This is a genomic window from Deinococcus sp. QL22, from assembly GCF_023370075.1.
Lineage (GTDB): Bacteria > Deinococcota > Deinococci > Deinococcales > Deinococcaceae > Deinococcus.
The window spans coordinates 155,387-180,020 of record NZ_CP097155.1; the positions used below are offsets into that span (position 1 = coordinate 155,387).

Here is a 24,634-nt window from a genome sequence, read left to right on the forward strand (position 1 = left end):
AAATGTTGTTGGTGCGGCAAACGTAGCGAAGGCAATACAATCCTATAGTTACCCAGTCTGGACTAGCGAAGGACCCACCGCGTGATGGTAGGCCCTTTGCTCTCATGATGTCCCAGAAGGTTACCTAATTTGAGTTTGAAAACAGGTGCGCACCATTTCGCCGGCTAAAAGAGTTCCGAATGTCACCTGCAAGTTGGTGTTGAGGGTGCCACTATCATCACCGGCCACTGCCGTATAGTTGCCGGCCGTCGTCGCAACACTGGGGGTGATACGGGTCCACTTGATGGCTTTCCCCCCATACGCTGCGTCAGTCGTGACCGCAGTCAGCGCTACTCCCAGGCTATCGAGGGCGTCTGTAAGCACATAATTGGGAAGATTTGCGCCCCCGAGGTTCTGCATGTCAAGGCAGTACTCCAGTACTTCTGTAGGCAAGCCGTTGCTCTTGGTACCAAAGCGCGCCACCCCATTGTTATCCCGGGCATCCACCGTGACGTTACGCACGGCTTTGGTCAAGGTAGACAAAATCAGCTGGGTGGTAACGCTGGTACTGTTCCCAGTGGCCGCGTCCGTGGGCGACTCATTCGCATTACTGACAGTGCTGCTGGTCGTAAAGCTCGGCGCGGCAGCCGTACCCGGAGCGACTTTGACGTTGCTTAGCGTAAGGGTCTGTGGGGTGCCCACCGTGATGGTGCTGGGCGTGGTACACGTGATGACCTGTCCGCTGACACTGCAGGTCCAGTTCCCTGGTGTGGCTGTGTACGCGCCCCCCCAACTCAAGCCACTCGGCAGCGTTGTGGTGACCGTAGTGGTACCGGTCGCGTTGGCCGTGGCCGTTGTTACCGTCAAGGTGTAAGTGACGAACTGATCGCTTGCGGCCACCGGTGGATTCGTGCTGGCTACAGTGCTGGGCCGCGCGAAAGCTGGTCCGGTGATGGCCAGGCTTAGGTTGGGCGTGGTGGCCGAGACCGTCACAGGGACAGTGGCACTATCACAGGCCGTGGTAATCGTAGTGTCACACAGCTGATAAGTGACGGTGTACGTGCCTGCAGGCGTGCCGGTAGGGACGACCAGTTGGCCGCTGGCGTTGACACTCAGGCCAGTCAGGCCGCCCGCGTTGCTCACGGTCGCCAGGCTGTTGCTCGTCGTGGCGGCTACGGCCCCGTTCGTATCGTTGGTCAGCACGGAAACAACGCCACCCGCGCCAACGGCCAGCGTGACGCCGGGATCGTTCACAGCATTAACTACCCGGGTTTGTACCTGGCCGCTGGTGTTGTTGCTGCTCACGCTGTCTGTGACACCGCTCGGAACCGTGATGCTGGCAGTGTTATCCAAAATTCCGCTGCTATTGGGGGCTGTGCCTGTGATGAGGTAAGTGAGGAAGTTGCCGTCAGGAACTGCATTGGTGGGAAGGGTATCGCCTGAGAGCGTACCCGTAGCAATCGTGGCACTGCTGGTGGTAAAGCTCTGGGTGTCACAGGTAGCCGTGCCTGTAACGGTGCAGCTGACACCCGTGACAGTGAAGCCAGCGGGCAGAACGTCATTCACAGACACGGCACTGGCGGTGCTTGGACCGTTGTTCCAGACGCGGACCGTATAGGTCAGGGCGCCGCCTGCGCCCACAGCGGCGGGCGCACTCTTATCGACCGCGAGGTCGGCGGTGCGAGTCAGGGTGGTAGTCACCGTGTTGCTGGTATTGTTGCTGATATTGGTTTCAGTGGTGCCGCCTGGGGCAGTGATGGTCGCCTGATTGTTCAGGCTACCCGTGGCATTGGCAGGAATAGTGCCTCTGATCTCCACCTCTACCGTTCCGCCAGATGGCAGGGCAGCAACGCTCCCTGTGACGACGTTTCCAGCTCCGACAGTCGCGTTACAACCGCTGGCACTGCCCGTGGCGTTCTGACACACGGCGGTGACGCCGGTCAGAGCGCTGGTCACATTGTCACTGAAGGTGGCGCCGTTTGCAGCGCTGGGGCCGGTGTTGGTAAGGGTCAGCACGTAACTGATGCCTGTGCCTGCCACGGCGGTGTTCGGTCCACTCTTGGTGATGTTCAGATCCACTTCACCGCGAACGGTCGCGGGTGCTGGAGGGGTGGTGTAGGTGGCGAGCAGATCTACCGGAGGAAGGGGCGTGCCTCCTGGGAAGGTGTAGCCAGTATTAGGACCGGTGCTTGTACTGGTAGCGTACACCGTGTTGTTTACGGGCGAACCAGCCCCAGGCACACTGCCTGTATTCGGGTAGGTAACGCGCACTGTGAACTGCACCGTCACGCTTGCCCCCGGAGCGAGCGTGTTGATGCCACTGAGCAGACGGGTGTCCGAGGTCCCGTTGAAACCAGTGTTGGCCGTGGCTGTGCCGCTCGTGATAGCCGGCGCTGCGGTAATGGTCAGGGTGGGCGTTCCAGTACTGAATGTGCGTGTGAGGTCTTCTGTAATTTGCACGTTGCGGTCGGGGATAGCGCCCGTGTTGGTGACGGTCACGGTGTAGGGCACATCGAAGACCATGGGACTGATGGCCTGCACGGCACCAGCAACTTTACTGCCGCTGATGCGTTCATCTGGGAATACGCAGGAGGCGCCGTCAGACTGGGTAGCAGCGCTCGCCGCGGTAATACGCGTGAACGCCCCTGTGCTCAGGTTGATGGTACCGAACGTTCCGCCGTTCTGATAGGCGTACAACGTGCCACTGATGTCGAAGAAGGCTGTACCGATCGCGTTGGTGCCGCTGACGGTTAGCGCCGTACCGTTTCGAGTCACAGCGCCCGTATTGGGGTCAATCCTGTACACCACACCAGCCACGGAGGCGCCGTCCGACCCGGGAGTGTTGGCGGTATACACGCCATACAACTGATTGGTGACCGGATCGAAAGCCATATCGGCCAAGGCAACAGGCACAGAGGCACCCGTCAGTGTAATGGCGCCTGTCCCACCAACAGCACCGCCTGCACTGGTAGGCAGTTGCACGGTGTAGATCGTGCTGTCTGCCTGCAGGAGTTTGATATACATCTTACCGTCGGCATCAACTGTGCCCGCAGCAACCGTACTGGCTGACGGGATATTTGCGAGGGGGACCAACTCAACCGCGCCCGTGGTGCCAAGGCGATACAGACGGTATGGTGCTCCACCTGTGGTGATGGGGTTGACGTTGACCGCATAAAAGTAGCCGTCGGCCTTGTTATACGCCAGAGCGTTGAGCGGCAGATTGGATACCGACGGCCACTGCGCTACCCCCCCGCCCGCAAGGTTTCGGCGGTCAAGCAGGTAGAGGTTCGAACCGGTGCTGCCGGTAGGTTGCCTGATCTGATAGAAGCGGGCGTCGCAGACATAGGTGCTGCCCTGTGCCTGGGCTGCTACCGCGAACAGGAACGCCAGAAGGGCGACCAGGCGAGCCCAGAAAAGTCGAGATCTGTTCACTTTTGTTCCCCAATAGTTTCGTCAAGCGTGAGATCCAGGCGCAGGTAGAGGCCGGGCCGGGTATAGGTGGCGCTGGGCAAGCCTTCGAACCCGCGCAAGTTGTAGCCGGCAGTCAGCCACGTGCCCTGAAGGGGGCGCACGCTGGCTTCCAAACCGTAGCCGTAAGCAGTGCTATTGCTGGAAGGCTGAGTCAGCATGCGGCCCCATGCGCCAACGCCAAAGCGGTCGGTGAGGTAAGCGGTGCCGCCGATCTGCGCCTGCAAAGTAAAGCTGGCAGCGTCGTTGAGGAGGGTGCGGGTCTCTACGCCTGCACGGGCAGTCCAGGTGGGCTGGCGGTATTCGGCGCTCAGGCCAGTGCTGAGTTCAGGCTGCGTGCCGCCCAGACTGCCCTGCAGGTAGCGGGCGTAGCCGAGGCTGCTGAAGGTACGGTTGCGGTAAGCGTAGCCCAGGCTGGCCCGGAGTCCAGTCTTGTCGCCAACCCATTCGGCCAGCGCGTCGGCGGTGAGGGTCAGGTGGGGAGTGATGGTGCCGGTCACGCCGCCGCGCACGACCACGCCGAATTTGCCGCCACTGTAGGTCAGGTCAGTGCCGGTAGTGGCGCTGACACTGTCGCTGCGGTAGTTCACGTCCGCGCCTGCCCCCAGTTGGACCTCATTCTTGCCGAGGTCGTACAGGGCGCTGCCGCGCAGACCCACGTTCACGCGCTCACTGAGGGTCAGGGCGGTGCTGACGCCGAAGCGGGCGCGGTTGCCTGCGCCGCTGGCGGTGGGCAGTTCGTAGCCCAGCGCGTAGTTCACGTTGCCCAGTCGGGAATCAAGGGTCAGGGTCGCCGACTGCGTAATGTTGGTGGTGCTGCCCACTCCCCAGGTAATCGCGTCGCTGAGGCCCAGGGTGACCTTGTCGTTAAAGCGGTACTTGGCCGTGATGTTGGTGGTGGCGTCCAGATTGCCGCTGAGGGGCTGCACATGCACCACGTCGACATCCAGCGGAGCACGGTGGTAGCCGATGCTGCCCACTGCACCGAGGCCGTACACGTCGCCGTAGGCGTACTTAAAGCCGCCGCCCACTGTAAAGGGAGCCACCCGGAATTCTGCGCGTGCACCTACACTGCCGCCTTCAGTCGTGGGGGTGCGGTGATATTCGCCGTCGGCAATGGCGTTCAGATTCGCACCGAGGCGCGCGTTGTAGCTGGCAGCCGCATTCAGGCCCACGCCGAACCCGTTCAGGCCTGCATAGCCTTCGGCCTGGTAGCGCACGCGGGCACTCAGGTTGTCGTCGCCCAGTTTGGTGCTCAGGTCAGCGCTGGCCTGTATGCCACCCGAGTAGGCCAGGAGCGCACCGGCGTTCAGGGTGCCGTTGTCGTACTGGGCACGCACGCCATAGGTCACGCGGTCGTCCAGGCTCACAGCGGCAGCTCCCACCGAGTAGTGTTCTCCCGTCTGCTTGACCTGCGCTCCAAAGGCCACGCGGCGACCATCCTCGGCGTTCAGCAAGCGGTAGCTGGCAAGGACACGCAGGGTGTTCAGGTCGTTATCCACGGCTTCCAGTGCGCGGGCCAGCGTCACGATGCCAGTTCGCACGTCCAGTACGTAGTCCACGTTGCGGATCAGGGTCACGCGCTTGAGTTCTTTCCGGGTGCCATCGGCTTGCAGCGTCCGTTCCAACGTCACCAGCACCAGCGTCTCACTGCCCTCGGCAAGGTCGCTGTTGGGCAGACGCAAGATGCGCGTGCCCTCGGGCGTCAGAGGCGTATCGGTAATGCGGTCACGCGGCACCAATGCGGCAAAGGCGGCCACCGACGGGTTGGTCTTGGTGTAGGCACTGAGGGCCGTGAACTGCTCGCCCACGGCCAGCACGTCAATTGGCAGCGCGCTGGTGCGGTACTGCGCGCGGAAGGTCGGGTGATCGTATTCCAGCGCTACAGGATCAATGCCTTGCAGCGGCACGCTCTCGGTGCTGGCGTCTCCAGCCACCGGGGAGCGGATCAGGGTGTTCTCATTGGTAGGCAAGCCGTCCTTGTCGGCGGCAGCATACAGTTTGCCTCCAGCCAGCGGGCCCTCGTAATAGCCCTTGGCTTGCCACGTCAGGTCGTCTTGCAGGCTCAGGCTGCCGTCCAGGCCCAGCGTCGCGCTGATCAGGCCCACACCCACGCGGCTGGCGTCGGGGCGCACTTCAAAGCTCTGGCGCTGGACTTGGTCGCCGCTCAGCACATCCAGTTTCAGGGTGGTGGGGGAAGACTGCGGTTGCAGCTCCAGCAGGCCTTCGCCGTCCGTAAGGCGCACCTGATAGCCGCTCTCCGAGGGGTTGGCATCGGGGGTGCGGGGTTCCAGGCTGGTCCGCACCGTCACGTCACTCAGGGAAGCGAGGTTGCCGAAGGCGTCCAGGGCCCGGAACTTGACCCGTAGCGGTGTACTGCCGTCAGCCAGCATCTGGGTCGCCAGCACTTGAATTTGGGCGGTGCCGCCCACCAGTTGTACGGAGACGCTGTCTGCGCCCACGCTCAATACGTTGGGACCGGGCTTCAGAGGCACGCCCACGTAGGTCAGGCGCTGCACACCGCGCACGCCGTCCTGAGTGTTGGTGCCAATGCTTGAGGAATCCACAGGCTGACCGTTGATCGTCAGGGCGGGCAGGTCGCCCAGCGGCGCTTCCACAACCACGCTGATGCGGTCACGGGTGCGAACCAGGCTGCCTGCGAGCGGCAATTTGATCATTCCGGCGTTTTCGGCGCTTGCAGCGGCTGCTGGAGCGGCCAGCAAACGGGCGGCGTTCAGGTCGGCGGCGTTGAAGGTGCCCCCCAGCAGTTCGCTGCGGCTCCCCGTCAGGCGGCTGAGCAGGGAAGGTGCGGCCAGAACGTCCAGTACGTCACTATGTGTCAACTCATAACTCACGGTACCGTGCTGCGCTTTGGCACCTGTGACCGGGATGACCCAGTACAGTGTGCCGCTCGGCCCCACCACAGGGTCGGCCATCGGCTGATCATTCAGGCGGCTGCTGCCTGGAGTCACGCTTGCGCCCACAGGAGGCAGATGTGAGATCACCAGTTCAGTGGAGCCCGCAGGAGCGTCGTAAGGCAGGCTGAGTATGCTTTCACGGAGTTGGGTCGGAGCGGGGCGCACTTCGGGCGCCACAATTTCGGGCACCACCACGACGGGTTCGGGGAGGGGAACTGGCGCGGCCGTCAGCAGGCCGCTCACCAGTTGAGGCGCAGGGCAGGAGGGACTGTTCAGTTGGGCGTTCAGCGTGGCTTCGCCGGCTGCCTCAACGCGCGCACGGTAGGTCAGCGTGCGGCTTTCGCCAGCGGCCAGCGTGCCTTCAAAAGCGGTGGGACCGAGGGCCACCAGGCCTGCGCCGGGGGTATCGGTCAGGGCAAAGGGCACGCTCTGGGCGGCAGTGTTCTTCACCGTCAAGCCGACGGTCACTTCGTCGCCAACGCGGGCAGCGGCCAGCGGTGTACGGCTCAGTTGCAGACTGGTGGCGCTGGGCAACACATTCAGGTTGACCGTCTGGCCTTGTTCCCAAGGATTCAGGCGGGCGCTGACGGTCAGGGGGCCAGCCACGGTGGCGGTGCCAGTCACCGTCAGTTCACCGGGACGCCCTGCGTTCAGGGTACCGTCCAGTGTGTTCACGCTGCTGACATCGAGTCCAGGCATATCCAGCGTCAGGTTCATGGGCAGGTCGCCTACGAAAGCAGTGGTGGCCCGGGCCGTAACAGTCACGCGGTCACCGATGCAGAGTTCAGTTTTGTCAGCTTGCATGCTCAGGGCTACTTCGGGGCGAATCTGAATCCGCCCTTCAGCGATGCCGCCTTTGGGCACGCTCAACTTGCTCTGATCCAACGTCACTGAGGCTCCAGGGACGTTTGCGGCGCTCAGCGCGTAGTCACCTACAGGAACGCGGCGGGTCAGGCTGCCGTCTACCCGTTCGGCCTTGCCGTTCAGAGTGAAGTCGGCGCTGGTGGCTGCCGTGCTGCCGGGCAAAATCAGTTCAGCCGTCACGCGCAGTTGTCCGGTCTGGTCCACGCGCGTCAGCGTGATCGGGGTGGCCGTCCCCGCACGCAGCAGGCTAAACCCAGCGGTGTTGGAGTACTGCTGAGCGGTGCTGGGCTGGCGCAGTTCAATCACGTAACGTCCGGCGGCTCCCGGCAACGCCAGATCTGTCCACTCCAGATCTCCGCTGACCCTCAGGGGCGTAAGCTTGCCCTGTTCGTCGCGCAACTGGGCTTCCAGTTCGCTCTGGCCATCGCCGTCGTATATCCGAACAACGTAGGGGACGGTGCCGTCGGTGGTCACATTGATGACGGGCACCCAATTCTGAGAACGAACGTTGACGGTCAGGCGCTCGGCGGTCACGTCGGCGCTGACACCCGTCAGGCGCACGGCAAAAGTGTTCTTGCCGTTGCCCTTGGTGTCCACGTTCAGGCGGTACTGGCCGGCCGTGAGATCTTGTTCCAGCAGGGTTTCCCAGGCATGAGTCCCAGGCGTGAAGGTGCGCTGCAGCACCACGGTGCCGCTTGCGTCAGTCAGCGTAAAGGTGGTCGCCACGGACGAACGGTTGGCGTCGTATTGCTCGTCACCGTAGTAGGCGTCGCTGCGGTAGTCGCTCTGATCTACGCGGGGGCTGTAGAGATCGAGTTTAATGCGGCCTGTGATCGGCACGCTCAGGTTCAGGCTTTGATCGCCCACCGTCCACATCAGGTTGTCGCCGATGCTGGTCAAGGGAAGGCTGGTACCGATTTCCTGGGCCTGCGCCACCGAACCTGCTGCCAGAAGGGCAGTCAAGGCGGTCAGGGCAGCCAGAGATGATCTTACTTTGAAGTTCACTTCAGTACCTCCAGCTCACGAGAGGATCGGTGGTGGCCGCGCGGGCTTCCCCTGGTCCTTCGAAGCGGTAGGTGAGGTTTGTTTCACCTGCATTCAAGTTAGCCGTGAGGCTATTGCGCCCTTCTTTCAAGGTCGCGCCTACGGGCAGGGGATCGGTCAGCACGAAGTTGGGCAGAGCGTTGGGCGAGGTGATTTTGAGGTTCACGATGTAGCCGCCCGTGACTGACATCACCTGTTTTTCGACCCGCACAGCGCCTGCGATCAGGACCGTCCGGCGGACCACGTTGATGTCGCCGCTCAGCGGGGCTAGCGGGAAATCCACGCTGGTCAGGCCGCGCACATGCACGGTCTGGGTACCGCTCAGGTCGCTGTCGGCAGCCACTTTAAGGGGTGGGTAAGGCGTGGTGTTGGGATCGAGACGGAAGGCTTGGGTGCCGTACTGCACGTTGGCGAAATGATAGCGGCCATTTTTGTCGGTCAGCGCCAGGCGGCCTCCAGCCATGATGATGCGGGCACGGTCTACCGGCGTATCGAAGCCTTCCTCATACAGACCGTTGCGGTTGCGGTCGATATACACCATCCCCAGAACGTCGCCCAGCGGCGCAAACTTCAGAGGGTCGAGGCGGGTGCTGGCTTCGGCAGTGTTGCTGGCAATGGCCCGGTTGGGGCCACCTGCACCGTTGCCGATTACTTCTACGGTATTGATCAGGTTTCCGGTCGCCTGCGGAGTCACGCGGGTGGCGTAGGTCAGCACGATTTCGCTGTTGGCCGGAATGACAGCCACAGGCCATTTCAGGCTGCTCTCTGCCGTTGGGTCACCGTAGGTAGCTCCGGCCAGCGTGGTGGTGCCTGTGATGTACTCCAGACCCACGGGAAGCTTATCGCTGATGATGGCGTTCACAATATCGGTGGTGGGCGACAGGTTACGAATCCGCAGCGTGTAGGTCAGGCGGTCACCGTAAGTCGCGACTTTGGCGTTCACTTCTTTGGTGATGATCAGGCGCGCGCTCCACACGGGCGTTTTGACCTCATTGCTGGCAACCGGCGCGGGTAACTCGCTGCTCACCAGATTGAAGATGTTCTTCAGTTCCTCGCCGTCAATGGCGCGGGTAGAGACCAGCGTCTCCATTGTCAGGGTGCGGGTTTCGCCGGGCTGTAGTGTACCCAGTGTCCAGGTCACGGCCTGTGTGCCTGCTGCACCTGCCACCACGCCGCCGTCAGAAGCTTTCACAAAATCGGTATGTGCCGGAACCGGATCACTGATCACCACGTTGGTCAACGGGCGGGTGTAGGGATTGCGCACTGACAGGGTGTAGGTCATGTTGTCCCCAGTCGCCACCGTGACGTTGACAGCCACCGAACTGGATTTGACCAATTCGGGCAGGCCGCCTTCTACGCTGGCGATCAGGTCGCGGGTCTGATTGCTGGTGCTCCGGTCACCCTTCACGGTCAACAGGGCTTCGAGCGGCCCGGCCTGCGCGGGGGTGTAGCACACCCGCACAAAGGCGGTCTGGCCCGGATCGAGCAGCAGGGGCTGCACCAATGGGCCGCCACTGGCATTCAGGAATTCAGCTTTGGCTGCGCCCTGCGGGTAAGTCACGGTGACGGTAAAGTTGTCGCGCACATCGCCCGTGTTCTTAACGGTATGGTCAAAGCAGACCACTTGCCCTACCACGGCGAGAGGCCTGCTTTGGCTGTCGGCAGGCGTACCTTCGGGCGCTTCTGGGTTGCTTTCTGGCCCGATGATGACAGCGGGCAGGTAACGCACGTCGGCGGTGGCGGTGCCGCTGGCCTGCTTGCCCCCAGTGGTCGCGGTCGCCACGTTGGGAATCATGCGGTTTTCGGCGGTCGGCCCGGCCAGCATCCGGAAGCTGAGGCTCAGACGAGCGCCTGCCTGAAGTGTTGGTACCCGAATCCGCACGCCGCGCACTTGGGCGGGTTCGGTGGCCTGCCAAGTGGTGCTGTCTGCGCTGTATTCCAGCACGGTATCGGCCACATTGTTGCCGACCCTGGCGCTGCCTGCCACAAAACTTAGGCCCAGTGCCAGTTGATCCGTCAGAAGATCGGTCAAGACAACTTCGCGGCTCTCACCTTGACCGCCGTTCACCGTATTCACTGTCACTGTGGTTTCGGTCCCGGGGCGGACCAATGCAGGAGAGAAGCTCTTCTCCACGGCCAGTTCGGGTGGCGGTCCCACCGTAATGCGGCTCACGTTGTCGGCATCGGCAACGCCGTTACAAGAGCCGATCAGGTTGACGAAGGCCTCCCCGCGTGCGCTTTCGGCCGTGCTGACCACAACCAGCAGATTGGCGCTCCCATCGGCAGGCAGATCCACGCTGCTGATCGTGGGCTCATTGGCGTTTAGAACGCCGTTGTTATTGAGATCGTGGTGTACAGCCAGCACAGGCGTAAAAGCGCTGGCGGTTTCGACTTGGGCGACCACACCCAAGGTTGCCGCTGCGTTTCCTGCATTGACGAGGGTGTACTTCAGGGCCGCGGTCTCCCCGGGCAGCAGTGTGGTGCTTTGCCCGGGTGCAAGTACCGAGCCATTGGGCGCAATGCTCACTGCGCACAGGGCCTGCACGGTGGCTGTGACCAGATTGCTCTGGGCCGTCGTGGGACCGCCTGGCACCAGCGGCTCATACAAGGCCGTAGCAATGTTGGTGATCTTGGTTCCGGCGGGCGTCCCGGCAGCGTTGGCCCACTGGTTGCCTGCACACGCACTAAGCGCCAGCAGAGCAGACATCAGTTGGAGAGGTGGAGAGGGCAAGTAGCTCACGATCGTTATGTTCTCCTCGGTGAAAAGGGGCAAAGAAGCTTGTGGACGGTGAAATTGGGAATTCAAAGAAGGTCTAAAATTTTGTGGTACCCCAAAATTGCTGTGAGATCAGCAGAAGTCGCTGCACGTCTTCGACTGCGCTGGAGCGGTGCTGACCTCTCCCTGACAGCGCGGTGAACCCGGAGCAGGGGCTACATACACGCTGCCCACGGGTTAAGAACTGATGCGCCCCACTTCCACAGGACGCACCAGGGAAAAACGGCTTACTTGACGGTGGTGGTGATGTCGAGCGTGATGGTCGCGCTGCCGGGGAGAACATCCGCTACCGTGATGGTGCCACTGTTGTCGGTGTCGATGGCAACCGTGAGGCCACCTGCAGCGACAGCCGCAGCAGTAGGAACCGCGCTGCTAAAGCTTGCCCCGCTGTTGGTGCTGTAGTAAGGGGTCATGCTGGCCAGAGCAGGCGTCTGACCACCGAATCCAGTGAGCGTCACGCTGGCTGTAACGAAGTTGGTGTACGTGAAGGCCGTGTTCGCGCTGCTGTCGACCAGTTTGAAGTTGAAGATCGAGGCGTTGTAACTGTTGGTGGCCACGATCCTGTACTTCAGGGTATCGCCGGGCAAAGGAGTGGCGTTGGCAGTGCTGTAAGCACCACTGTTGACAGCCTGCGTCTTGACCATGGTGATGGTGCCAGTGCTGCCTATCTTGAGCTGATCGTTGGTGTCGGTGTAACTGGAGTTGCTGAAGTTGCTCACGATAGGTTGGTTCAGGACAGGGTTGGGATTCAAGCCAATGGTACCCGTGGTGGCCTTGGCATTGTTAGGAACGTCAACGACGGCGTACACGGTAAGTGTGGTGTTGGCTCCCACGACGTTTGTGATGAAGTTGCCTGCCGTGTCAGTCGATACGGCGGCGCCGCTGGCGTAGACATAACGGACCGGCACATCGACGGAACTGCCGTCGTTCAGGAAGATTTTTACGGTGCTCTTGGTCAGGGTGTACGTGTCGTTGTACTGACCGGTGTTCTTGATGTCCATCGGGAAGATGGCGGTCGGATCACTCGCTGGGTTTGTTGTTGGTGCGCCACTGGCCGGGACACCGGGAACAGCAGTCGTACCGGGGACAACGACCTGCGCGGTATTTCCAGGGCCAATCAACGAAGGATCAGGGTGAGGGGTTGCCGAGTCGCCGAACAGCAGGCCAGGAGGCAAGATGGTATCCGTCGAGAAGGTGTCGGCCTTCGTGGGCGCGGTCCCCTTGTTGGTGGAGCTGAGGCCGACAGGCACGGGAATACTGACTGGATCAGCATTGGCAACCAACGCTTGGTCCGGGTAAGTCACGACCGTGCGGTACTGCACGTCGCTTCCTGAGATCACGCTCACGCTCGGGTAGGCCACGCTCCCCCCCGGTGCGGTGGTCATGGTCAGGGGTGCGCCGGTGCTGCTCAGGAACTGCACCGTGTAGCCAGGAACGTACCCAGAGGTACCCACGGTCCCGACAGCCGAAACTGTGTACACGCCAGCGCTGGTCGGGGTTCCGCCGATGGGCAGGCCGGTGGCTGGATCGGTGGGGAAAATCTGAATGACGTCGGTGACTGCACCACCATTGCGTACGTTGTTGTTGAACGTGACCTGTGTGACACCCGCGGGTGGGTAAGCGAACTGGTCGTTCCCCGATATCGCAATTGAGGTGATCGGCGTGGTGCCCCCAGGAGTGGGCGTGGTGCCTGTAGGGGGGTTTGGATCCTGGTAGCCAGGTGTCGTGGGGTCGCTGGGGACCGTGGGTGTTCCTGGCGCGCTGGGGGGGTTGTTCGGATCCGCGGGTGGGGTACCAGGCGTGGTCGGCGGTATCAGCACAGGCGAAAGGGGAGTGATGGGCGCTGCGGGGGGAGTAATGATCGGGGCGTAGATTGTGGCGCGGGTAAATTGCAAGTCGCTGTTGACAGGGGCTACAGCGGGTGGGTTGATGTTATCCCTTTCGTCTTTAGCGACGTAAGGCGTTGTAACGACGGTAGTGTCGGGAAGTGTAGTGCTAATGGTGCCCGCTGCCGAGGTGCCGTGAGGGCTGGTTGAATAGGTGGTTCCTGCGACAGCAGACATCGGGACGGTGAGGCGCTGCACGATGTCCACCTGACCACCGTTGGGAATCGTGACCAAGGTGATTGGCGTCGTGAAGCTCGTGTCGCTGGCCAAGTAGTAGACGACGCTGGCAGGTGCGTTGGCTGTGCCTGTGGAATCAGCGGCCAAGTTCACCACGAAGTTGTCGATGTTGCCGTTGTTCACCACTGTATACGGTGTGGTCACTGTGCTGCCGGGGAGGACATTGGCCTTGTCGTAGCTCGTGGCGGGGGTCGTGGCCGTATTGCCGTCTAGGCTGCCGTCGGTGTACACGATGTCGAAGGCAGCAATCGCATTGACCGTGCTGTAGACGAAGTTTGAGGTTATTGGGGTCGCTGGGGTGCCGGGGACGTCGGGATTGTCGAAGGTGGCCTGCGCAACGTTCTGGATGGTGGTGCCAGCGGTAGTGCCAGCAGTAGCGGCAGCAGCGGAACCGGCGGCAAGTGCGGCCATGAGTGCGATCAAACGGGAATTCATGTTCATGCGGTGCTCCTTGAGAGGGCGGCGGGAATCTGCAAGTGATGTGGCGTCAAGTGGTCAAAATGTGGAGGAGAAAGGTTTAAAGTTAGACTTTTATAAGATTTACCCTGGCCACATCGGGTACTCACCTTAATTACAGCGTTTCTGATTGGTACTGACGTTTCTCTGACTGGGGTCTTTAGGAACTGGGGAGAGGCAGGCCAAGGAAGGTAGTTCTTGGTCCTGATGGGGTCAATTGACCTGAATACGAAAACCAACTTTCTGTTCTTTGCCTGATTCGATACGGGGCAAGATCCAGAGGACGTTGGTGTACTCGGCAGGCTTGACTTCCACCTCTTTCTTCAGGCTTTTGCCGTTCTCCATCACTGTGATGGTCTTTTTGAGGGGCGCTGCGGCATAGGTTTTGCCGCCGTCGATGGAATACTCAGCCTTGGCCGTTTCTGCCATGTTCATAGCAGTTTCGGGCTTCAGGTATGTCGTGCCTTTAGGCACAGGCAGACGCACCATGACATTGGTCAGCGCTTTGCCACTCGTATTGCGGGCAGTGATGAACTGGCTTAGAACGTCACCGGGACCCACGCCTTTGGGATTGGCAACAAGTTGCTCGGTGGCTTTGCCATCCACCATTACCGTACGCACCAGTGCTTGGGCGAGGGTCAGGGTCAGAGGAATGGCAACTTGGGCCAGGGCAACACTGCTGAGTAATGCTCCAGTCAGCAGCACCAGTAAGGAATAACTTCTCATGACAGCTCCTTGAATGAGCGAGGGTAAGACGAAAACAGCGACCAATCGGTAAGGCCAGCCGACTCAGGAGGACGGCGACTTCGTCCAGAGTAATGAGATACTCATTCCATATAACTTACAGATGAAGTTGACCGTTTCCTGGTAATCGTTCCTGATTCTGAATCTTAGCTAGTTTGTATATAATTACAGTTCCCATTAAATCCTAAAATCAATTAACGCCTGACAAAAAACCGCACGATTATTTAATCAGTACTTTAAGCTCACACGATCGAAAAAACTATTATTGGGCCAAGTACTTAAAGAGTGGAAGATTGATGCTAACTGGATAGGAGATCTATCTTTCATTCCCTTTGACGCATAGTTGAGCCACGCCTGCCAGCGCGTCATCAATGAACGGAAGCGTACTCACTAGACCTCTTACGAAAGTCATGACTGACATGACCGGGTCAGGTTGCAGAGCGCCGCAATGAGTTGAACGCGAAGGGCGAACCGACGACGCCGATGGTGGTATGTCCCCTTCAGCACGCGAAAAACCTTCATGCAGCGGATGACATGCCGGGTGCCCTGCCGGGTACGGGCGAGCACGCGATTTTCCTGACGCTATTCGGCGGAGAGGGGCGACGCTCGCGTCGCCTGATGGATCGTGATGGCAGGCCTGTGGTTTCTCCACAGGCCCTGATATCCGGCATCCCCGATCAGGGCCGTCTCGTGAGGAGACCGCCTGCCCGACTGACGGAACAGTGTCAGATCATGAACGGCTCCAGCGCTCGTGGCGGTGCCGGTTCTGGCAACTTATTGGTACTCCGTTGACTCTTGAGAAGAATGCCCTTGTGGACGGCATTCACGTGACATAGAGAGACAGGGGCTGTCCCTGCCCAACTTGCCTGAGCAACGCGAGCAGCGTCTTGGGTGGCTCAGCCGTCGTGAAGGCACGCCACGCTCTCCACATCCAGACAAAAGGTTCCAAATAACAGCGGACGCGGCGAAGAGTGGCGCTCCAGGTCGGCGGCTGTTCAGCCGCCGCTGAGGGTGGGTGATCGTCGTGTGGCTTTGTCGTGGGATGGTCATCCGTCGGCTGTGCCGCCTCCCAATACAAGAAACAGAACGCGACGCAGACGAGGTTCCAGTGGCGTCGGAGGGCTAAGTCTGAGCGGGCCTGACAGTGTGTCCAGCCTAAATGCTGCTTGACCTCGCGGTAGGCCTGTTCAATTCGAGGCCGCCGGGCATAGAGCAAAGCAATCTCCAACAGCGTCGCTGGCGGCGTCTTGGCGTGCCACACCATCGTGTCCTGGTCATCCGTCCGCAGATGAGAAATCAGGTATTCCGTGCGCTCTTCCGGCAACGCCACCGGATCTGGCGTAACCACAATCAGCCGAAAGGTCTGGTGCGGCCCAAAGGGGCCGCCCTGAAGTGGAGTGCCCCCTAAAAACTGGACGGCGTGAAGTAGAGACCAAGGCTCGCCATCCCCGCCCTGATTTGTCAGGCTGGAAGACGAGGAGACGTGCAGTTCTGGGAAGTTGCTGCCAGAGGCCAACAAAGGCCAACCTTCTCCAGCCTCCCCGAACGAGCGTTTCCGCCTTGACCAGAAGAAAAAATGAGAAACAAGCGTTCCAGACATGGCCACCCCTGCCCTCGCAGACCCAACCCCGAATTAAGGCAACACAACCGAGTAGACCAGCGGTAGCGACGCTGCGGAAGAGCCATCCCTTGCCGGATTAGGCCCGCTCATGCAACAGTAATGGTATGAAGAAATTGTTGCTGGGCCTGGTCGGACTGAGCGCAGCGTTGGCAAGTTGCGGAGTTGGGGTCGCACCTGATGGGAGTGGCGATGGACGCGTGTCTCAACTCCGCACTGAATACCGCTTAGGAACCACTGGGCCATTCATCGGCTGCGACAATGTCGATAATGCGGTGGGGAGTACGCAGGTTTCAGTCTACTTTAGTGTCAGCGGGGGCGTGCAGTCGGTGGACGTAGGACTTCGTGGGAATACCAACAACACCTATGACGGCAACTACAACTCAACTGTTTCTGGAAGCCAATTGGCTTCATTGGGCGGGAACAGCTTCCGACTCACCTTTGACGCGAACCCAGCAACCGGGGGCTTCCTGCCTCAAGCTATTGTTGTCACTCCCGTTCGTGACCGCGTCAAGCTCGTGACCGCCACAAATAAGTCTGGGAGCTTCTACGCTGCTCTCAATGTCAATACGGGGAGCGCCACTTATGGTTTTACCAGCCGATTTATTACCGCTGGGCAAGGCAATGTCGATGTATATAGCAACTGCACAGTTCAAAGTGTCACCAACGAAGACGTTTAAATTTTTCAACTAACGAAGGCCGCCTCTCATCAGGGTGGCCTTCTCCTCTTCTCACACTTACCCAACAGGCTCCCCTGCACGTCAGCCCAACTCTAGCTCTTGGCTGAATCTTTGCCGTCTGGTTAGGTCACGTGCGTCATACTGGAACGGCGGAGGTTCCATGAACCCACTTCAAGTCTGCTCTGCCGTTCTCCTCACCGCGCTTTTGGCTCCCCTGGCGCACGCCCAGACCCCCGTCTCCATCCAGATCAGCCAAGGCCCCGTCGTCGGCCAGCAGACAGACACCCGCCGCTTCCTGGGCCTGCCTTACGCGGCCGCACCCGTTGGCCCTCTGCGCTGGAAATCGCCCCAGCCTGCCCCCTCCTGGACGACTCCACGGCAGGCCACGCAGTTCGGTGCGGACTGCCTCCAAACCGTGCTGGCGCTCTTCGCCCTCCCGGGAGAAACGCCGGGCACCGTCAAGGGTCAGGAAGACTGCCTGACCTTGAACGTCTATACCCCCAAGGACGCCACACGGCAGAGTGCTCTGCCCGTCATGGTCTGGATTCACGGCGGGGCTTACACGGCCGGCTCCAGTGCTGGCTACGACGGCGCTGCACTGGCCCGGAAGTATGGCGTGGTGGTCGTGACCCTCAATTACCGGTTGGGCGCGTTGGGATGGCTGTCGCTTCCCGCCCTGAGTGCCGAAGCGGGCGGCCAGTCCGGCAACTACGGACTCCAGGATCAACAGGCGGCCCTGCGCTGGGTGCAGGCCAACATCGGGGCCTTCGGCGGCGACCCGGCCAAGGTGACCATCGCCGGAGAGTCGGCAGGCGGCATGAGCGGTTGCGCCCACCTGGCCTCACCCGAGTCCGCCGGGCTGTTCCGGGGCGTGATCATCCAGAGCGGCCTGTGCACCAGTCCGGGCAACGCGGTCACGCTGACGCAGGCAGAAGCTCGCAACTCCCGCTACGTCACCAACCTCGGCTGCCAAGTCACGGATCTGGCCTGCCTGCGGGCCATCGATCCTCAAAAGCTGCTGTCCACCAAAGTGCCCGGCCTGCGGCCCGCCAGCGCCTTGGTCTGGTCACCCGTGTACGGGGCGGGCATGCTGCCCCTGCAACTGCGCGACGCCTTCGAGAGCGGGCGGTTCAACCGGGTGCCCGTCATGAACGGAACCAACCACGACGAGGGGCGGCTGTTCGTCTCGGTGGCCTCTCCCAGCGGCAAACCCATCAGCCCGGTGCTGTATTGGGGCGGCGCGGGGTTGACGGTCGGCGTGGCGAACACCAGCCGGGCGCTCGCCCGCTATCCCTACCGCCGCTACGGCACGCCTGCTCTGGCGTTTGCCACGCTGTTTACAGATGCCGTCTTTAGCTGCACCGCCCTGCGGGTCAATCAGGCGCTCTCAAAGCATGTCCCGGTGTATGCCTTCGAGTTCAACGATCCGCAGGCCGCTACCCTGCTCAAGTCGCCCAGCGACCTGCCTGGACTGGGTTCGCACCATTCCAGTTCGCTGGCCTATGCCTTCCAGGCCCCAGTGATCGGTCTTTCCGATCCGGCCCTGTTCACGTCCGCCCAGCGCCAACTCTCGGACGCCTTCAGCGGCGCGTGGATGGCCTTCGTCAAGACGGGAACGCCTGATTCGGCTTGGAACCGTTTTGCCACTGCTCAGGGCAACGTGCAGGTCTTTACGCCTACCGGCGTGCAGACAAGCCTGAACTTTGCCAAAGACCATCAATGCGAGTATTGGCTGCCCCTAAATCTGCAATGAGGGGCGTCGGTAGACGCCCTGCTCTCCCCCTGAGGTGACCCATGAACCGAACCCGACTCCCTCTCCTGCTGGCCCTCAGTGGCCTGCTCACCTCCACCGCCCTCGCCCAGAGCGGGCAGATCGCCGACGGTACCTGGACTTTGCGGGAACTGCGCGACGCCTCTGGCAGCACACGCTTTGGTGGCCTAGATGCCCCGACCCTGCGGCTGCTGGGCACCGGCATCAGTACGGCTGAGGGCACCCAAGTCTCGGGCTTCGCCGGCTGCAATACCTTCAAGACCACCGGGGTCTTCACGGCCCTGACCCTCAAGCTGCGGCCCATCGCTACGACCCGGCGGGCTTGCCCGGAGCCGCAACTGGCGTTGGAACAGCGCTACTTGAACGTCCTCCAAGGCGCGCGGGTCTACCGGCGTCAAGGCCAGACGCTGACCCTGACAACTGGCCAGGCGCAGGCGATCTACGTGTACGGCAGTGAGGCAGGGCGGCGGCTGGTGACCACCTGGCGTCTGGTCGGCTTTCAGGGCGACACGCCGTTAACGGTGACCTTCTCCGCCGATGGGCAAATCAGTGGCTCAGGAGGCTGCAATACCTTCCGGGGGCGCTACAACGTCGACGATCAGGCGTTGTCCGTCGGGCCGCTGGCCAGCACCCGGCGGGCCTGCCCCTCTCCTGAGCTTCAGGCGCAGGAACAGCGCTTCCTGCAAGACCTCCAGCAGGTGACGCGTTTGGAGGTCACCGGCGCGCTGCTGACCTTGGTCACCCGGGACGGTCGCCGGCTTCAGTTCGCCCGGCCAGTCAACTGAAGTCGGCACAGCCGCTGAGCCGTGTGCCAAGGCCTGTTGACTCCTCGCTCAGGTCTGACCGGGGGAGCAGCATGCTGCTCCCCCGTTAATGGCTAAATTCGAGCTTAGAAACTATCCGACGAGTGAACTGAGCATGGAATGAAGCTGAGTCCTTGACAGTTTGAGGAGGCTTTTGATTCAAATCTGCCTCACTTTAGGGTGACAGCCACAAATACCGGGTCGGCATTTGGGCCTTCAAAGCCTATTCCGTAGGCCCGCAAGGTGAACAGGACGCGGTTGCCCCGCACATCCACCCGTTCCAGGCTGTACCGGGCGGCACAAGTGCGGGAAGCAGGCAAGGCAACGTCTTGATACACCACGCGCCCCCGCACACTGAGGCGGAAGCCAGACGTGAAGTCGCCAGAGTTCAAGTACTCCGGTGGACACGTGGACGGCAAGCGGAACACACTGAGCTTGATCGGAGCAACACTATTCGCCGTCCATAGGGTGACCGGCGTAGTTTGGCTTTGCCCCGCCCCGATGCCGTCAGACCAAGAAGGATAAGGCGTGGGATAGATCCGGCGGTAACGCGGCACAGACGTAACGCCTGGATTCAGGCTCAATCGGGCGAACAGATCAACCCCAGGCGCGGAGGTCAGCAACTGCGCCAACACGACCGGAGCCCTCGTTTCGGCCGCTTTTTTGGCGGTGTAAGCGGTCGTTCCGGTGGCCGTGTTCAGGACGTTCACCTGCGCTGCACCGAATCCACTGCCGTCCAATGTTCCAGACATGACGGCCAACACGTGCTGGCTGGAGGGCGAGAAAGCAACGCGGGTGATGTCCAGACGGTTGCCCGCCCACGCTGTCGAGGCCAACACGATCAGGGCCGGGAACAAGAATCGCCGCATAGCGTACCTTACACCGCTGGCGGGAATTTCTGGAGCGGGGACGCTGCTCGGCGGCTTCCTATGCTTTGCAGCCTTGCCCGTTACCTGTGCCTTGCACCAGGGCTCAGCTCGGCTTTGGCCATTGATCTTAAGCGGGGCGCTGCTTCCGAAGTGGTTCTTTGGAGTTCTGCAAGGATTTGTCCCGCTCTGCTTGGCACGGATCTGGCCGCAAGTCCAAGTGCTGGTGGTGGGTGCGGTGTTGTCGCCTGGAAAACGGACAGTGACTGCCGCAACCCATGCTCCAGGCTAAAGCCATGACGCAACTGCCTGCCAAAGCTCAAGGCCAGCGCCCCCGACTGTCACCGCGTGCAAGGGTGTGGCTGGCCATTTTTCTGGCAGGCTTTCTAGGCTATCTGCTGGCCCTCGGCATTGGCGCAGCCGTGCGCCCGCCGCTGGTGGTGGGCCAAGACGCCGCTGTACAGGGCGCACAGGCCCGCGCCACGCTACAAACCAGTCCCGGCACGTTTCTGGATATTCAGCCTGTGAACGGGCAAGACGACACGCTGCTCGTGTTCTATTCCGGCGGCTTGGTGCGCCCACAGGCCTACGAATGGTTGGGGACAGCGTTGGCGGGACGGGGCGTGCGAACTGTGATCCCCGCCTTCCCGCTGGATTTGGCTGTGACTGGCATTGGCCGCGCGGACGCCTTGATCAAGCAATTCGGTACAGGTAAACGCGTCATTCTCGCTGGACATTCGCTCGGAGGCGCGATGGCGGCTCAATATGCGCGTGACCACCGGGCACAACTGGCGGGCCTGATCCTGATGGGCGCGTACCCGGCAGGCAACGTCAGCCTGCGCGACTCGGCTGGAACGTCTTTGCCTGTACTGTCGCTGCTCGCCGAGCATGACGGGGTGGCCGACGCTGCCGAGGTTCGGGATGGTTTGACACGGTTGCCCACCTCTGCCCGCCTGACCGTCATTGGTGGAGCTGTCCACGCCTTCTTTGGGCGCTACGGCCCGCAACAGGGCGACGGCGTTCCCACCGTGACCCGTGCTCAGGCTGAAACACAAATTGTGGCGGAGATTGGGGCGTTTTTGGATGGGATCAGGGAGCAATAAGCGAGCGAACCTACCTGGATGTTGCGAGGGTTCCAGTACCCCGGCGAACTGAATGAGCGCCATCGTATTTTCGGCCGCTTGAGCACCAAAGACCGAATGGAGGGCAAAGGCTGTACACCGCAAGAGGCGCAACGTCTTTAGGGTCGGGCTTCCCCCTGAGCGGCTGTGGGCGGCTGAAGGCCCCCACCGGCCCGCAACGCGTCGCGAATCTCGGCCAACAGTTTTTCTTCGTTGCTGGGTTCGGCCACTGGGGGTTTGTCTTGCTGCTTGAAGCGGGTGGTGAGGTGGTTCATGGGCGTGACCACCAAGAAGTAGATCACGGCGGCAATCAGGATGAAGTTGATGATCGCGGTAATGAAGGTGCCGTAGTCGAAGGTCACGTTGTTGACCACGAACGCTCCACCAACGCGGGTGCCGCCGCCAGTCGCCAGCTTGATCAGTGGGTTGAGGAAGGCGGCGCTAAAAGCCGTGACGATGCCGCTGAAGGCCGCACCGATCACCACACCGACAGCCAGATCGACAACATTGCCCCGAAGAATGAAATTCTGAAAGCCTTTTAACATAGATGTTCTCCATGAGCGCCGATCGCGCCCTGTGAGCAGTGACTTCATGGCGTGAGCGGCAAACCTGAGAACACTTTAGAGCTTAGGGAGAAGGGGAGCGGACTGACGGCGTTGGAAAGACCATTCGCTTCTTAGAATGATCCCTAAAGTAATCAGCGTTACGCTTACGTTCTGTGCGAAGACGGACAAAGCCTACGTGAGGCCCTCAATCATCTAAGGGGAAAGTGTGCCTGACCGTGTACATCTTTTAGAGTGAGCGCGGAAAAACTCGTCTGAAAGTCAACATCCGATTCAACCCTGCTCGATCCTTAAAAGAGTCTCTGTGCTGCGCCCCAACCGCGTTCTGGCCCGGTCTAGCTGCTGACTCATCCCGGCCCTTGCTTAGACCGATGTCACTGCGTAGACGGCTGAGCCTGACTTTGCTTGGGGCCTGCCATTCCAGCGGGCTTTCCCCCTGCACGAATCTAGCTTTCGGACAGATTCAGCGCGGCGTGGGCCAGCGTCGTCAAGTGGCACGTGCCTACCTCACCCATCCCTTGGCAAACAGTGAACCTTGTGCGGCAAAACGTGCAGGTGTTCACTTCTACGAGCCTCTAAGAAGGCGTCAGCTTTGCCGCCGACCGTCTATGCAGTCTGTGGTCGGCGCTGAATCTGAAGTAAGGCACAAGGGCCGGCTCGTCCTGGTACAGGTCTGAGAGCCCAATTTGGATGAACGACGTATGGATTGGCCGTTCTCAAGCCCAACGGCGTCCCCGGCAGCATGAAACCCTCAGTGGGACTCTGCACTGCCTTCACCCCCACACCATAGAGACCGGATAAAGAAAGGACAAAGATCCATTCTATGAGAATATCATGTGACAGGCGGATCCTTGTCTCACAATGAAGCTATGACTTCTGCTCTCCCCGTCTTGCTGGGCAGCACCAGTGCACTCAGCATTATGACCTTGGTGTTGTTATTTACGGGCAACACAATGGCGATGGCCATGACGGCCGCCTCCGCCATTGTGTTGGGAGTGATGGCCGTCCCCATGTTGGCACAGCAACAGGAGACAGAGGATACTTTCTAGCTGGGCAAGGTCAGTTGTTCACCTCTTGCAGTATCTACGAGCAACTTATGTCGTCGCAGAGAGGGCGACGAGCCGAGAACGGTAGGCGTCGTCCCATCTGACGCGCTTTCTATTCTTGGCGAGACCCCCGGCGGTACCTTCGAGCCGCATGAGATTTAAGGCCCAGCGTCTGAGGGTGGCCAGATTTTTATGGCCATGATTTGTGCGGGTCTTGGATTCGTCTTCACAGGGTTCTGGCAACTTGAGCGCGATAGGCTGATCGTGCGTGACAGACCGCAACCCCGATCGCCACGGTTTTCCGCCCGGCATCATCCAGGACGCTCTCTGGCTCGACCATCCTTTCTCTCTGAGCCAGCGTGATGTTCAGGACCTGCGCCAAGAGCGCAGAATCCAGGTGAGGCACGAGACGCGGCGCCCATGGAACATCAAGGTTGCACCGCGCCTGAGCGAAGAGTAGCGGCACCGGGAACCCCACCCCTGTTCCCGGTGGTTTCTGGACGAGGTCTGCCTCGAGATCAAGGGCCAACAGCTCGGGGTGTGGCGAGCCGTCGATGCCTCCGGCGCCGTGTTGGACCTTCTCCTGCACGCTCGGCGAGCTTCCCAGGCGACGAAACCCTGTCATGAACGGCTCTTGGTCACTGACGACGTGCCAGAGGTGATGCACACCGATACGCTCCGGAGCAGCCCTTCGAGCATGACCCGTGCTCCACGCTGTGGAGCACGTCCAAGTCATCTCAACGGCTCGCTGCCCTACCCTGATTGAACACGCCCATCGGCCGACCCGACCACACGAGCGGAGCCCGATGGGCTTCAAAAATCAGAGACGAGCACAGGACTTCCTCGCCCTGCAGGCCCGCAGTTCAAACCTTTTGCAACACACCTGCACGACCGTTCCCGCCCACCTCCGAAGATCGAACCAGCACCGTGCCCACTGAGCAGAGCAAAACGCGGTTGATGTGACCGTCTGAACTTCAGACGGTCACTTTTCCCAGTCGGCCCCTCGCCGATTAAGGTGCCAGAACCGCTTCCAGAATGTTTGCTGTGCGTTTGAGCGAAACAAAGTGTACTGCATTCAGGTAGACCGCCAATCCGTGCATGCAGGGCCCGTACTGCACTTGACCAGGAACCTGAGCCGGAAAAGAAGCCTGCTCGCGGTGATGACAGGTCGGACAAACCTTCACCTGGGCGCGGTACTCCACCGCATGTAAACGGATCTCTGGCAGATTCAGAACCTGCCGCGCGAGTTCATCAATGATGGTGACCGAGTCCCAGGTCTAACCACAACCACAGTGCCCTATCACAGCAGGCGTCACGACCTCATCAGGATGATCGACCATCTTCAGCGTCTTGCCTGGGTGATCGGGTTGAGCGCCAGAAGATCGGCCAGTCTTTTGGCGCTCAGTCTTCGGACTCCAAGGCTTGTCCTGGCTTGGTGGCCGATTTGAGGTCCTGCTATTCGGACCGAGACGCGCCTTGAGGTCCTGAAGCTCAGCAAGCACTTCGGCTAGTTGGGCTTCCAATTGTTTGCAGTTCGGGCAGGCGTCCTCAGAGATGCCCCTACTCTACCTGTTTTACCTGCTCCACCGAGTCCAGACCCCCTGCTGAGCAGTCACCAGATAACAGCGTTCTAGAAAGGTTTTACAGCTCCTTAAAACGGGATGTATTGGATACGACGCCTTTCCAAAGTCGAGCTGTTGCTCGGCAGGCCATCTTCAAATACATCCAGGTCTTCTAGGACCGTCAGCGTTGCCATTGAACACCAGACGACTTGACCCCACACGAGTTTGAACG

General features: G+C 60.7%; 15 protein-coding genes and 1 pseudogene. 7 read left to right on the forward strand and 9 right to left on the reverse strand.

The features are described from left to right. Window positions 1-120: 120 nt before the first annotated feature. The 6 genes from M1R55_RS28655 to M1R55_RS28680 form a co-directional block, all read right to left on the reverse strand. Entirely contained in the window at window positions 121-3,411 is a 3,291-nt protein-coding gene (locus M1R55_RS28655) for a DUF11 domain-containing protein (RefSeq protein ID WP_249396427.1), read from the reverse strand. Then, a complete protein-coding gene (locus M1R55_RS28660; RefSeq protein WP_371827333.1) occupies window positions 3,408-8,192 on the reverse strand; it encodes a DUF11 domain-containing protein in 4,785 nt (1,594 codons plus the stop codon). The genes M1R55_RS28655 and M1R55_RS28660 overlap by 4 nt, the downstream gene beginning before the upstream one ends. Before the next feature lie 43 nt (window positions 8,193-8,235). Further along, window positions 8,236-11,013 (reverse strand): DUF11 domain-containing protein, encoded by a 2,778-nt coding sequence (locus M1R55_RS28665; RefSeq protein WP_371827334.1) that lies wholly within the window; start codon window positions 11,011-11,013, stop codon window positions 8,236-8,238. Between the two features lie 263 nt (window positions 11,014-11,276). Next, window positions 11,277-13,613 carry a hypothetical protein gene (locus tag M1R55_RS28670; RefSeq protein WP_249396429.1) on the reverse strand — a complete coding sequence of 779 codons (2,337 nt, stop codon included), beginning with the start codon at window positions 13,611-13,613 and terminating at the stop codon, window positions 11,277-11,279. Window positions 13,614-13,841: 228 nt separating this feature from the next. Further along, a complete protein-coding gene (locus M1R55_RS28675) occupies window positions 13,842-14,354 on the reverse strand; it encodes a hypothetical protein (protein WP_249396430.1) in 513 nt (170 codons plus the stop codon). Between the two features lie 841 nt (window positions 14,355-15,195). After that, window positions 15,196-15,891: a transposase gene (locus tag M1R55_RS28680; RefSeq protein ID WP_249396431.1), complete on the reverse strand. Its 696-nt coding sequence runs from the start codon at window positions 15,889-15,891 to the stop codon at window positions 15,196-15,198. 206 nt (window positions 15,892-16,097) lie between these two features. On the opposite strand from M1R55_RS28680, the gene M1R55_RS28685 reads away from it, so the two are divergent. The 3 genes from M1R55_RS28685 (at window position 16,098) to M1R55_RS28695 (ending at window position 19,226) form a co-directional block, all read left to right on the forward strand. Continuing rightward, window positions 16,098-16,670 carry a hypothetical protein gene (locus M1R55_RS28685; protein WP_249396432.1) on the forward strand — a complete coding sequence of 191 codons (573 nt, stop codon included), beginning with the start codon at window positions 16,098-16,100 and terminating at the stop codon, window positions 16,668-16,670. 160 nt (window positions 16,671-16,830) lie between these two features. Next, on the forward strand, window positions 16,831-18,423 hold the full coding sequence (locus M1R55_RS28690) for a carboxylesterase/lipase family protein (protein WP_249396433.1): 1,593 nt from the start codon (window positions 16,831-16,833) through the stop codon (window positions 18,421-18,423). Window positions 18,424-18,464: 41 nt separating this feature from the next. Next, window positions 18,465-19,226, forward strand: a complete 762-nt coding sequence (locus tag M1R55_RS28695; protein WP_249396434.1) for an META domain-containing protein — start codon at window positions 18,465-18,467, stop codon at window positions 19,224-19,226. Window positions 19,227-19,414: 188 nt separating this feature from the next. On the opposite strand, the gene M1R55_RS28700 is transcribed toward M1R55_RS28695, so the two are convergent. After that, window positions 19,415-20,113 (reverse strand): DUF2259 domain-containing protein, encoded by a 699-nt coding sequence (locus tag M1R55_RS28700; protein ID WP_249396435.1) that lies wholly within the window; start codon window positions 20,111-20,113, stop codon window positions 19,415-19,417. Between the two features lie 293 nt (window positions 20,114-20,406). Between M1R55_RS28700 and M1R55_RS28705 the strand changes: the two genes are divergently transcribed. Next, window positions 20,407-21,213, forward strand: a complete 807-nt coding sequence (locus M1R55_RS28705) for an alpha/beta hydrolase (RefSeq protein WP_249396436.1) — start codon at window positions 20,407-20,409, stop codon at window positions 21,211-21,213. 137 nt (window positions 21,214-21,350) lie between these two features. Here M1R55_RS28705 and mscL read toward each other — a convergent pair whose 3' ends face one another. Further along, the gene (mscL, locus tag M1R55_RS28710; protein ID WP_249396437.1) at window positions 21,351-21,776 is read right to left on the reverse strand and encodes a large conductance mechanosensitive channel protein MscL; all 426 of its coding nucleotides are present in this window, start codon (window positions 21,774-21,776) and stop codon (window positions 21,351-21,353) included. A gap of 887 nt (window positions 21,777-22,663) precedes the next feature. Between mscL and M1R55_RS28715 the strand changes: the two genes are divergently transcribed. Together M1R55_RS28715 and M1R55_RS28720 are read left to right on the forward strand one after the other, a co-directional pair. Beyond that, window positions 22,664-22,843 carry a hypothetical protein gene (locus M1R55_RS28715; protein WP_249396438.1) on the forward strand — a complete coding sequence of 60 codons (180 nt, stop codon included), beginning with the start codon at window positions 22,664-22,666 and terminating at the stop codon, window positions 22,841-22,843. Between the two features lie 265 nt (window positions 22,844-23,108). Next, window positions 23,109-23,778, forward strand: a pseudogene (locus tag M1R55_RS28720) (IS6 family transposase). Between the two features lie 339 nt (window positions 23,779-24,117). On the opposite strand, the gene M1R55_RS32535 reads toward M1R55_RS28720, so the two are convergent. Then, entirely contained in the window at window positions 24,118-24,342 is a 225-nt protein-coding gene (locus tag M1R55_RS32535) for a DUF6444 domain-containing protein (RefSeq protein ID WP_371827340.1), read from the reverse strand. A 164-nt stretch (window positions 24,343-24,506) separates the two neighbouring features. Here M1R55_RS32535 and M1R55_RS32540 point away from each other — a divergent pair, with 164 nt between their 5' ends. Further along, window positions 24,507-24,578: a hypothetical protein gene (locus M1R55_RS32540; protein ID WP_371827341.1), complete on the forward strand. Its 72-nt coding sequence runs from the start codon at window positions 24,507-24,509 to the stop codon at window positions 24,576-24,578. The last annotated feature ends 56 nt before the right edge of the window (window positions 24,579-24,634 follow it).